At 38.1% G+C, this 12,385-nt stretch carries 10 protein-coding genes; 4 read left to right on the forward strand and 6 right to left on the reverse strand.

What is annotated here, in order from left to right:
- Nucleotides 1-98 precede the first annotated feature (98 nt).
- On the forward strand, nt 99-2,642 hold the full coding sequence (locus BKM32_RS05740) for a carboxypeptidase-like regulatory domain-containing protein (protein ID WP_076662910.1): 2,544 nt from the start codon (nt 99-101) through the stop codon (nt 2,640-2,642).
- 9 nt (nt 2,643-2,651) lie between these two features.
- Nucleotides 2,652-4,331, forward strand: a complete 1,680-nt coding sequence (locus tag BKM32_RS05745) for a choice-of-anchor J domain-containing protein (protein WP_076662911.1) — start codon at nt 2,652-2,654, stop codon at nt 4,329-4,331.
- A 72-nt stretch (nt 4,332-4,403) separates the two neighbouring features.
- Here the strand turns inward: BKM32_RS05745 and gldD are convergent, their stop codons facing one another.
- The 4 genes from gldD to mutY form a co-directional block, all read right to left on the reverse strand.
- Nucleotides 4,404-4,976, reverse strand: a complete 573-nt coding sequence (gene gldD, locus BKM32_RS05750; RefSeq protein WP_076662912.1) for a gliding motility lipoprotein GldD — start codon at nt 4,974-4,976, stop codon at nt 4,404-4,406.
- A 31-nt stretch (nt 4,977-5,007) separates the two neighbouring features.
- Nucleotides 5,008-6,318, reverse strand: a complete 1,311-nt coding sequence (locus BKM32_RS05755; RefSeq protein WP_076662913.1) for a gliding motility-associated protein GldE — start codon at nt 6,316-6,318, stop codon at nt 5,008-5,010.
- A 24-nt stretch (nt 6,319-6,342) separates the two neighbouring features.
- Nucleotides 6,343-6,780, reverse strand: a complete 438-nt coding sequence (locus BKM32_RS05760) for a single-stranded DNA-binding protein (protein ID WP_053976875.1) — start codon at nt 6,778-6,780, stop codon at nt 6,343-6,345.
- 77 nt (nt 6,781-6,857) lie between these two features.
- The gene (gene mutY / locus BKM32_RS05765) at nt 6,858-7,904 is read right to left on the reverse strand and encodes an A/G-specific adenine glycosylase (RefSeq protein ID WP_076662914.1); all 1,047 of its coding nucleotides are present in this window, start codon (nt 7,902-7,904) and stop codon (nt 6,858-6,860) included.
- Nucleotides 7,905-8,037: 133 nt separating this feature from the next.
- On the opposite strand from mutY, the gene BKM32_RS05770 reads away from it, so the two are divergent.
- Nucleotides 8,038-8,328 carry an HU family DNA-binding protein gene (locus tag BKM32_RS05770; protein WP_053976877.1) on the forward strand — a complete coding sequence of 97 codons (291 nt, stop codon included), beginning with the start codon at nt 8,038-8,040 and terminating at the stop codon, nt 8,326-8,328.
- Between the two features lie 314 nt (nt 8,329-8,642).
- Nucleotides 8,643-10,184, forward strand: coding sequence for a ribonuclease E/G (locus BKM32_RS05775; RefSeq protein WP_076662915.1), 1,542 nt, complete (start codon nt 8,643-8,645; stop codon nt 10,182-10,184).
- A gap of 65 nt (nt 10,185-10,249) precedes the next feature.
- Here BKM32_RS05775 and BKM32_RS05780 read toward each other — a convergent pair whose 3' ends face one another.
- Both BKM32_RS05780 and BKM32_RS05785 read right to left on the reverse strand, forming a co-directional pair.
- Nucleotides 10,250-11,290, reverse strand: a complete 1,041-nt coding sequence (locus BKM32_RS05780) for an aldo/keto reductase (RefSeq protein ID WP_076662916.1) — start codon at nt 11,288-11,290, stop codon at nt 10,250-10,252.
- Between the two features lie 103 nt (nt 11,291-11,393).
- Entirely contained in the window at nt 11,394-12,353 is a 960-nt protein-coding gene (locus BKM32_RS05785; protein WP_076662917.1) for an OmpA family protein, read from the reverse strand.
- Nucleotides 12,354-12,385 lie beyond the last annotated feature (32 nt).

The following is a 12,385-nucleotide window of genomic DNA, read 5'->3' on the forward strand; positions in this document are numbered from 1 at the left end:
GTTAACTTTCAGGTGCTTAATTACTAATGTTAAGGTAATATTTGATTATTCTTAATAAGTAATTTTGCCAAGACTAATTCAAATTTCAACAATTAAACATGAAAAACATTTACCAGTTACTATGTGCAGCTGCTGTATTTTTATGTAGTTCGGCGCTGTTCTCACAAAGCACTATCAAAGGTAAAATCATCGGTTCAGACTTCAGCGAACCATTACCAGGTGCAAACATCATTGAAAAGGGGACATCAAACGGGACAACCACCGATTTTGATGGAAATTTCACAATTACTACACAAGCAAGTTCGGGAGAATTGGTGATTACCTACGTAGGGTATACCACCCAGACCATTACCTTTAGTGGTGATCAGGACTTTGGAGTTATTACTTTGGAGTCTAGCGAGGTTGGGTTGCAGGAAGTCCAAATTATTGCTTCCGTGGCTGTAGATAGGAAAACGCCAGTGGCAGTTTCTACGGTAAAGGCAGAAGAAATTGCCTTAAAACTGAGTACCCAGGAATTTCCTGAAATTTTAAAATCAACGCCAGGGGTGTATGCCACAAGAGCTGGTGGTGGTTATGGAGATGGAAGGATTAACCTAAGGGGATTTGATTCAGAAAATGTTGCTGTTATGATTAATGGAGTTCCAGTTAACGACATGGAAAATGGAAGGGTCTATTGGTCTAACTGGGCTGGATTAGGAGATGTAACATCAACTATGCAGGTGCAGCGTGGTTTGGGAGCTTCAAAGGTGGCTGTGCCATCTGTTGGGGGAACCATTAATATTATTACAAAAAGTACGGATGCCGAAGCTGGAGGAAATATTGCTTCAAGTATTGGTAATAATGGGTACTTAAAGTATGGTATGACATATTCCACGGGGTTAACCTCAAAAGGTTTTGCTGCTACGGTAAGTGCTGCCAAAATCTCAGGAGATGGTTATGTTGATGGTACTGAATTTTCTGGTTTTAACTACTTTGTGAGTTTGTCTCAACAGTTGAATGAAAAGAATAGATTGACCTTTAGTGCCTTTGGAGCTCAACAAGAGCATGGGCAACGTTTTAATAGATCTACTATTTCAGAGTTGCAAGCTACCGAGTCAGGACCTAGAAGAGCCAATAAAGATTGGGGATATAAAAACGGGAAGGTTTATCATCAATCTTTTAATTTTTACCACAAACCACAATTGTCCTTAAATCATTTATGGGAAATCAATGATAATTCTGCTTTATCAACTGCGCTTTATGCTTCTTTTGGAAGCGGGGGAGGACGTAGAGATGAAGGTAATAAAATTGGATCAAATGATTATAGAATGGGTAGTTCTGGTTTACAGCCTATAGATTTTGATAGAATTGTGGATGAAAATATCGCTAATGGAGCTGCTGGTTCTACAGATATTATTTCTTCATCGAGAAACTCTCACGAATGGTATGGGATTTTATCTACCTACAAAAATTCACTAAGCGATAACTTGACAATTTCGGGAGGATTGGATACGCGTTACTATATTGGGTCTCACTGGTACGAGGTAGATGATTTACTTGGAGGGCAGTTTTTCCTGGATAATGAGTCGGATACCTTTGCTTATGGCAAGCCGTTAAAAGTTGGAGATCGGTATAATAAGGATTATGATGGTATTGTGCTTAGATATGGCCTTTTTGGTCAAGCTGAATACCAATTAACGGATGACTTAAACTTCTTCCTTGCTGCGGATGTGTCTAATTCTAACTACAAGAAAAAAGAGTTTATGAACAGTGAGATCACCGGTAGCAGAACTTCAGACAATGTGGATTTTCTTGGTTTTGGTGTGAAAGGAGGAGGGAACTACAACTTGGATATCAATAACAATGTGTTTGTTAATGTTGGATATTTTTCAAAGGCACCTTTTGTGATTTCGGTATTCTTGGATGAGGATACTTTGGATGCCAATAAGGATGCTACAAATGAAAAGGTCTTTAGTGTGGAAGTAGGGTATGGGTTTAGAGCAGAAAAGTTGTCTGCAAATGTGAATTTGTACCGTACCAGTTGGTTGGACAAAGCAATCAATGGATCTTATCCAGGAGCTACTCCAGAGGCAGACAGAATTTATTATAATTTAACGGGAATGGATGCTTTACACCAGGGGATCGAAATTGATTTGCGTTATAGATTTTCTGATGACTTGACCTTTACAGGGATGGCTTCTATAGGTGATTGGAAATGGAAAAGTGATGTATCGGCCATTATTAGAGACCAAGACGGTGAGGAGATAGATGTGGTTGATGTGTTTGCAAAAGATTTGAAAGTTGGTGATGCAGCTCAAACAACCTTTGCTTTAGGGGCTAATTATAGGTTTGCAGATAGATCTAGAATCTATTTGGATTATAATTATGCGGGGAATATGTATTCTTCCTATTTGGTTACTAGTCGTGGAAGTGCTGATCTTCCTGATACGTGGGAAACACCAGCCTATGGACTATTTGATGTGGGTGTGAGCCATGCTTTCGATATGGGATCATTTGAGGCCGTATTGAATGGAAAGATCAATAATGTTTTTAATACAGAATATATATCAGATTCTAATGATGTGGATGGAACAGCTGCTAGTGCTTTAGTTTACTATGGTGCAGGTAGAACTTACAGTATAGGATTAAAACTTAATTTTTAAAGAAAAGCGATGAAAAGAGTATTTTATTTATATGCAATTTTTTTAGGGGCAATCGTATGTTCTTGTAACCCCATGGATGACCTTCACGATGAAGCAAGAGAAAATGCAGTTGGAGTTGTTGAATCGATAGAATTGACTTTGACGGATGATGATTACGATGAGTTGGACTTGCAATACGGAAGTTTCAATTCCGAAGATGAAGCTCGGGAATTGTTGCCTCCGTATTTGGCAGAATTGTACCCTTATTTGGACACAGGGTCATCTGTTAATGTATTCTATAACCTTTATATTGGGAATGCAGAAGGAGTAAGCGATTTTACAGGGGCAGATGAGTATGAATTAACAATCGCAGATTACGCCGCTTCAGGAAGTGATGCTTTTGGGTATTACCCTAATGTGGATGCTACCTCGAAAGTAATATCTGTTTTGGAAAACCAAATTGAGGCACCTACTGAAGGACAAATAGTATTGGCTAGATACAGACAATACTTTGAGGATCCTGAAGTTGGTTTTGCAAGCTTGTTTGAATATAATTTTAACGGGTCACTTGATGGATTTGAAAACATAAGTGTTGCTGGAGATGGTCAAGTATGGGAACCTGCATCATTTGGAGGAGTGGAATATGCCTATATGAGTGGGTATGATGGTGGCTCTATCGTAAATGAAGATTGGTTAATTTCTCCAGAAATGGATTTGTCTGGAGAAACAGATATTAGAGTACAAATTAGACAAGCCATTAACTATGCTGATGATGTGTCATTGTTATCAGTATTAGTTTCTTCAAATTATACAACTGGAGGAGACGTGATGGCAGCAACTTGGGAACTCATTGATTTTGCAGATGCGCCAGCTGGAAATAATTGGGATTTTATACTTTCTGAAGATTATGATTTGTCGGCGTATGACGGGGAGACCATCCATATAGCTTTAAAATATGAATCTACAGCAGACGATGCGGCCTCTTGGGAGGTGGACCAGTTGCTTGTAAAAGCTTTAGGGGTTTCAGGTGAATATAATTCAAAAGGTGAGTTTTTTATGTATTCGGGAGATGAGTGGACTCCAATGGAAGGTGTTTATTTTTTAAGTTCTGCCGATTTTGATGCCATGGGAGAAGGTGAAGGGCAACCAGGAGAGAACAATACCTTTGGAAGTTCAATTCCACCAAATAATTATTTGCCAACGTTTATGAGTATTAATTTCCCTTACGGCCAAGAGGAGGAGCAGCTTTTTGTGATTTATGACTATTCTTCGAGTTCGTCAGGTCCGCAGTTAAGAGGGAATTTATATACGGTAATTGATGGGGTTTGGACAGGACATGAGTCTACAGTTGAATCTAGTTTGCAATTTGGTTTTGATGGAACGGAATGGGTGCCAGATAATACAATCCAATATACTTTAACAGGGGCTGATTACGATTATATTGCCACCACCTATGCGTCTGAGCCTGGATTTGAGGCGGCCGCTGGAAATTTGGCAAATTATGGTAACTTTAATAGAACAGGGGGAGGTACTTCTTGGAGTGACGATATGATGTTTACGGTATTAACAGACCTTATGGCCAATGTGGTTGACCCTACGGCCGAAGAAGGACAGAAATATGTGTTGAGCTATGATGTTTACAATGGAAGTAATGCGGTTGAAACCATGAGCCTTATTAAAGAAGGTGGAGAATGGATTTTGAATGAGTAGAAATTCTAGCTAAGCATAATAAAAGAAAAAGCCATCAACACGTTGATGGCTTTTTCTTTTTTCTATAAATAATTAATTCCAAGTAATGGTTTCCATGATATGCTTAATGTCGTTTTTTAAATACACGGCAGCAGGATAAATGGAATCGTAATTTGGTTTTGCATAAAAGTACAAAGAACCTGTTAGGAAGTGGTTTACGCTGTCTGTAACATAGAATTGCGATTGACTGGCGGCATTGCCTCCAACTTCGTAAAACATCCCGAAAACGTTATGTAATTTGTTCTCGTAAGGTTGTTCGATAATCTCATCGGCTTTCACGACATGTTTTTGGGTAAGGTTTTGGGCATCCTTAATCAGGGATTCCAAATTATCCTTGTTCACTTGTTTATAGGTTAGGTAAATGGTCCCTTTCATTTCTGGATACTGAATGTCCAAACCAAAAGTATTTTTGGATTTATCTACCTTAATATTGTCAATGTCTTCAGCTATTTCGTTTTGTTCAAATGAGAAAGGCAATGCAGTCTGTACCGTATGGTAATTGGCTTGGGGATAATCTAAACGTAAAAAAGCCTTTGGTTTTGGAATTGGGTCTTCTGCACATGATAGACAAAGTCCTGCCAAAATAACTGCTGCTAATCTCTTCATTTTAATATGATATTATCCTAAAAAGGAACTTTTAGGCGTCTAAAATAGTAAACTTTACTTGCTTAATGCGTTTTTTATCTAAAGCCTCTATGGTAAAAACGTAGTTTTTGAAATTTATTTTGCTGTTGCGCTTAGGGAACAGCCCAGAAATTTCAAGAACAAATCCGGCGATGGTTTCGGCTTCGCCTTTATGGTCTTCAAAAATAGATTCGTCATCTATCTTGATGATTTTGTAAAAGTCCTTTAAAGGGGTTTTGCCTTCAAAGGAATAGTTCTTGTCGTCAATAATGGTGTATGACAAATCATCGTCGTCATACTCGTCGCTAATGTCGCCAACAATCTCCTCGATAACATCTTCCAAAGAAATAACGCCTGATGTCCCACCATACTCATCAACCACAATTGCTAAGTGCACTTTTTTGCTTTGGAATTCCAACATTAAATCGTCCAATTTTTTGTTCTCAGGAACAAAAAACGGCTCTCTGAGTAACGTTGTCCAGTCAAACTGTTTTTTGTCTATGTGTGGGAGTAAATCCTTTACATATAGAATCCCGATAACGGAGTCGATACTATCTTTGTAGACAGGGATTCTGGAGTAACCATTTTTTGTGATTTGTTCAATGACTTCACTATACTTTTGATCGGTTTGAAGGGCGAAAATGTCCATTCTGGGTTTCATCACCTGTTTGGTATCGGTATTTCCAAAGGAAACGATTCCCTGTAAAATTTTGTGCTCTTCGCGAGTGGTGTCTTGTTCACTTGTGAGTTCCAAAGCCTGTGATAATTGATCCACACTTAAATTGGATTTTTGCTTGCCCAATTTGTTGTGGATGGCAATGGTGATGTAACGCATTGGCAAAGTAATGGGGGTGAAAATAACATCCAAAACTTGGAGCGGAATGCTCATAAAAGTGGAGAACTTTACCCTGTTTCTGCTAGCGTATATTTTAGGGATGATTTCTCCAAACAATAAAATTAGGAAGGTAATCACAACTACTTCCAAGAAAAATTTCATCCAATAGCTTTCAATGGAAGCAAATAGGTGTTCGCCCAAAAAGGCAAACAGGATTACAATACCCACGTTTATAAAATTGTTGGCAACCAAAATGGTGGCCAATAACTTTTTGGGGCGTTCCAAAAGGTTGGAAATAATTTTAAAAGTGTTGGGTTTTTCTTCTAGACCGTTATCGATGTCTGATCGGGTTAAAGAAAAGAAGGCGACTTCTGCCCCAGAAATAAGGGCGGAACATATTAATAAAACAACAAGCAGTACAATTCCAGAAATTAAGGGAACGTTGATGGAAATTAAAGGTAATATGAAACTCGGGGGTTCAGGGTCCAATTCAAAAGAGATTAGTTAAACAAATTAAAATGGAAGATCGTCATTGTCGTCCATTGTATCTGGAGCCATTGGCTGTGCTTGTGGCATTTGCGGCTGCTGGCTTGATCCCGAATTCTGGGATTCGCCTTTTGTGGTTAGAAATGTAAAGTCGGTACAGTGTATTTCCGTAGAGTAGCGGTCCATACCTTTTTCATCTTGCCATTTTCTGGTCTTGATGCGGCCTTCCACATAAATACGGTCACCTTTGGTTAGGTATTTTTCGCAAATCTCTGCGGCTTTGTTTCTAACCACAATATTGTGCCACTCGGTATTGGTGATACGTTCGTTGGTTTGTCTGTTGGTGTATGTCTCATTGGTTGCCAAAGGGAAGCGGCCCACACAATTGCCTCCTTCAAAATAATGTAGTTTTACTTCATCTCCCAAATGCCCAATAAGCATCACTTTATTTAAGGTTCCAGACATATAATTTGTGTGTTTGTATTAGCAAAATTAACCATTTTTCAATGACTTTCTTAAAAGTAAGAAAAATTTGTGAGTCTTTATAATGGGAATCGAAATTCATCCAAAAAGTTGCCAATCAGTATTGGTGCGGGGAACTCTTTCAGCTTCGAAATTGGAAGACCCTTTTCTGGTAATTGATCTATTTCAACAATCCAAAACTTGGTGTGTAAATGTTGGTGAGAGAGTTTGTGTACAATCGTGTCCTTATTATATAAGGAGAATTCAAAATCCATTTCTTTAAAATAATCTATAATAAGCGGGTGCTTTTTAAAAGTTGAAGATTTTAAAGGTTGCTCGGTTTCTATTAAAGGAAATTGATAGAGGTTTTGCCAAATTCCTTTTCCCGTTCGCTTTTTAAAAATGGTTTCTCCTTTAGAAGATATCAAGACCAAAAAGTTGAAATGTTTTTTGCTAACCTTTACTTTTTTTAGCTTTACAGGGAGTTCGGTTACCGTTTTGGTTTGAAGTGCCACACAGCTTTCCTGCAGGACGCATTGGCTACAATCTGGATTGTTGGGCTTGCATTGTATGGCTCCAAATTCCATGATGGCCTGATTATAGTCCGCAGGATTGTGGCTGTCAAGTAGTGAGGTTGCCAATTCTTTAAATTCCTTGATACCTTTTGTACTATTAATAGGAGTGTGAATGCCAAAGTGCCTAGCAAGTACTCTATATACATTTCCGTCTACCACAGCAGCGGGTTCGTCAAAGCAAATGGAGGCGATGGCGCTGGCCGTATAATCGCCAACACCTTTTAATTGTAGCAGCCCTTTATAGTTGTTAGGGAATATACCTTGCAAGTTGTTGGCAATATATTTAGCTGTAAAATGAAGATTCCTAGCTCTTGAGTAGTACCCCAGGCCTTGCCACAGTTTTAAAACCTCCTGTTCGTTGGCATTGGCAAGCTCGAATACGGTGGGAAATTCCTTAACGAAAGCTTCATAATAGGGTAATCCTTGTTTGATTTGGGTTTGTTGTAAAATAATTTCGGAGAGCCAAATGTGATATGGGTTTTTTGTTTTTCGCCATGGAAGACTTCGTTTATTTATTGAGTACCAGTGAGTTAATTTCTCCTTAAAATTCATTTCAAATTTTTAATTTTTGCGAAAATAATCCTTTATAAGCTTAAATTTTAATTAATTAGGTTTGAAATATTGAAATTAAAATTCCTATATTTGCATCCCTTAATAATTAATAATAACCCTAAAATTAAATACGATGACAAAAGCTGATATAGTAGCGAAGATTTCCGACAAATTAGGAATGGAAAAAGGCGACGTGCAAGCAACAGTAGAAACTTTCATGGAAGAAGTAAAGGCTTCTTTAGAGAATGGAGACAATGTATATTTAAGAGGTTTTGGAAGTTTCATCATCAAAACTAGAGCAGAAAAAACAGGAAGAAATATTTCTAAAAATACAACTATCAAAATTCCTGCTCACAATATCCCAGCGTTCAAACCTGCAAAAGTATTTGTAGAAGGCGTAAAAACAAACGTAGAAGTTAACTAACTTTTTAACCTAAATATTAATTTTTAAAATACAATTTTATGCCAAGTGGTAAAAAGAGAAAGAGACACAAGGTAGCAACGCACAAGCGTAAAAAAAGAAGACGCGCTAACCGTCACAAAAAGAAATAAAATGAAAAAGTAGTTTTTTAACTACTTTTTCATTTTTTAATGTAACGTTCTTTGATATTTAGTTCATGCCCATTTTGCTAGTACTTTGGCTTGCATGGACTTAACGGAAAATACTTTCTGTGTCAAAAATTAAAAGTATAATCCATCTGCCTCCAAAGCTTTTTGGGGTGGATATAAATTTACAGTATGGATAAAGAATTGATTATTAGATCAGGTTCCGATATTGTTGATTTTGCCTTATTAAAAGATGGAAAACTTATTGAATTACATAAAGATGAAGAAGACAATAACTTTTCGGTTGGTGATGTGTTTATAGCCAAAATTAGAAAAGCTGTTCCGGGCCTAAATGCCGCATTCGTGAATGTGGGTTATGAAAAAGATGCCTTTTTGCACTATCATGATTTGGGTCCAAAACTTCCTTCGCTTTTAAAATTCGTAAAACGTGTAAGCACAGGAAAAAACACCGATTTTTTACTCAAAAACTTTCAGTTTGAAAAGGATATCGATAAGGATGGCAGCATTTCAAATGTATTAAAAGCCAACCAATCCATCTTGGTTCAAATTGTAAAGGAGCCTATTTCCACCAAGGGTCCCCGCATCAGTTCAGAATTGTCTATTGCAGGGCGCTATTTGGTGTTGGTGCCGTTTTCAGATCGCATTTCAATTTCACAAAAAATTGAATCCAAAGAGGAAAAAGACCGTTTGAAACGCTTGGTAAAAAGCATTACGCCAAAAGGATTTGGAGTAATTGTACGTACCGTAGCCGAAGACAAAAAGGTTGCCGAATTGGACAAGGATCTGCAAAACTTGCTCAACAGGTGGACGGCCATGTGTAAAAAATTAAACAGAGCACATCATCCAAGTAAAGTGCTGGGAGAAATGAACAAGGCATCCTCTATTTTAAGGGATATTTTTAACGATTCATTCTCTAGCATTATCGTAGATGATGAAGCTATGTACGGTCAAATTAAAGATTATGTGCAAGAAATTGCACCTAACAAAGAGTCTATTGTAAAGTTGTATAAAAATGGCGTGCCAATCTTTGAAAAGTATGGTATCGAGCGTCAAATAAAAACATCTTTCGGACGCACAGTATCTATGGCCAAGGGCGCCTATTTGGTAATTGAACACACCGAAGCCCTTCACGTTATAGATGTTAACAGTGGTAATCGCTCCAACAAAGAAAAAAATCAAGAGGACACTGCTTTAGAAGTCAATTTAATATCAGCATCAGAAATAGCCCGACAACTGCGCTTGCGCGATATGGGTGGGATCATCGTAGTGGATTTCATTGACATGGGGAAAGCAGAGAACCGTAAAAAACTTTATAATCATCTTCGCGATGAAATGCAGGATGATAAAGCAAAACATAAAATATTGCCTCCTAGTAAGTTTGGGCTGGTACAAATTACCAGACAACGCGTACGCCCAGAGCGCAATATTGAAACCAAGGAAGAAAATCCTAATGGTGCTGGAGACGAAATAGAAGCACCAATTAAAATTGTGCAGAAGATTACCCAAGACATGGAACGTATTTTCAAAAAAGACTACAAAAAGGTGACCTTAAACACACATCCTTTTATAGCAGCCTTTTTAACCAAAGGTTTTCCTTCAATACGTTCTAAATGGTTTTTAGAACATAAAAAATGGGTAAAAGTATTACCCAGAGATGCTTACACGTATCTTGAATATCATTTTTATGATAAAAATGGTAAGGAAATCAAATAATATCAAAAAATTAACCCCTTTCAAACAGTTTTGGAAGGGGTTTTTTGTTTTTAATGATGATATGTTTAAGTAGCAGGATTTGGCATTGCTGTATGCACGTCATTGATAGCTTTTAAAAGATCATCATTTAAGTTTACATGAATACTTCCGATATTTTCTTCAAGTTGTTCTAAGCTGGTAGCACCTATAATATTACTGGTTACAAAAGGTTGTTGGGTTACAAAAGCCAACGACATTTGGGCCAATGTCATATTGTTGTCTTCAGCAATTTCTAGGTAGCGTTTTGTAGCTTCGGTACATTGTTCGCTGCTATATCTAGAGAATCTAGGGAATAGTTTTAATCTAGCATTGTCGGCTGCCGTACCTTTGATATACTTTCCAGACAACACTCCAAAAGCCATTGGTGAATAGGCCAATAAGCCAATATTTTCCCGCATGGAGATTTCTGCCAAATCGCCTTCAAAAGTTCTGTTTAAAAGGGAATAAGCATTTTGAATGGTTTTCATTCTAGGTAAGCTGTTCTTTTTGGATTCTTCCAAAAAGCGCATGGTTCCCCAAGCCTTTTCATTGCTTAATCCAATATTCCGGATTTTTCCAGCTTTAATTTGAAGATCTAATTTATGAAGCACTTCCTTAAAGTTGTCTTCCCATGCATCATTGGGATTGTGTTTGTAATCACGAGTTCCAAAGGTGTTGGTTTCACGTTCTGGCCAGTGAATTTGATACAGGTCTATATAATCCGTTTGAAGCCGTTTTAATTCATTGTTTACGGCTTCATCAATGGAATCTCCCTGAAGTCCTGTAGTTCTAATATGGGCTGTATAATCACTAGGGCGGCCTACAATTTTACTAGCGATAATCACCTTGTCGCGATTTCCCCGTTCCTTTAACCAGTTGCCGATAATCGTACTGGTCGATCCTTGTGTTTCAGGGCTTGCAGGAACAGGATACATTTCGGCAGTGTCAAAGAAATTGATGCCTTTATCCAAAGCTATGTCCATTTGGGCAAAACCTTCTTCTTGGGTGTTTTGGTTGCCCCAAGTCATGGTGCCCAAACAAATTTTACTAACTTTTATATCGGTATGAGGTAATGTGGTGTATATCATTGTAAGTTGCTGTTTTGTATTTGAAAAAAAGAAGGTTAAAGATAAAAAAAACCTTTCCGCGCTAAGCAGGGAAAGGTTTTAAAACTATGTTAATGTTATTGGTTTAGATATCCTCCAACAGTTTGGAGATTTCGTCCAATTTAGGTGTTAGAATAACTTCAATACGTCTGTTCTTTGCTCTCCCTTCTGGAGTGTCATTGGAAGCAATTGGCGCAAATTCTCCACGTCCGGCAGCCGTCAAGTTTTCTGGGTTGATGGAAGGGTTTTCTCTTAAAATGTTTACAATGGCTGTGGCACGTTTTGTAGACAAATCCCAGTTTCCTTTTAATTGCCCATTGCCTTGATAAGGAACGTCATCTGTATGGCCTTCAATTAAAATAGCAATATCTGGATTTTCCGCCAATACGCTACCCAACTGCTGAACGGCCTCTTTACCATTGGCGCCTACGGCCCAGCTTCCTGATTGGAATAATAATTTATTCTCCATAGAAATGTAAACTTTTCCACCACGTTGCTCAACGGTTAATCCTTTGCCTTCAAAGTTGGTCAAGGCTTTGGAAATGGCATCCTTAAGTTGTCCCATGGCTGCATCTTTGGAAGCAATCACTCGCTCCAATTCTGCTACACGTTGTGAGCGGGCTTCTAATTCTTGTTTTAGTTTTTCCAAACGGGCATTTTCATTGGCTAAAGCCTGTTCTTTAGCTTCCAATTGTGCCAGAAGCTCACGGTTTTTCTGTACGTTCTTTGCAATTTCCGAAGAACTGTTTTTCTCAAGGGCGTCGTAAGACGACTTCAGGTTGGATAAGTTGGCTTTGGTAGCTTCGTAGTCACTTTTTAAGGCGTCACGCTGTGCTACGGCAGCATCATATTCTTTTTGTAATCTGTCAAGATCGTTTTTGGTCTTGTTCAAGCTTTCCGAAAGGCTGCTGTTTTGGTCAGCCAAATCGCGATTCTCTTTCTTCAATTCGGCATATTTGTCTTCCAAATCGGTGTAGATTTTTTTGGAAACACAGGAAGTGGCCAGCATAAGTGAAAGGGCAACAACTGAAATTTTTTTAAGCATACGGGATAAATTTTTAAATGTTGTTTAGTAAT

Origin of the sequence: Mangrovimonas sp. DI 80 (assembly GCF_001975575.1) — a bacterium.
Lineage (GTDB): Bacteria > Bacteroidota > Bacteroidia > Flavobacteriales > Flavobacteriaceae > Mangrovimonas_A > Mangrovimonas_A xylaniphaga.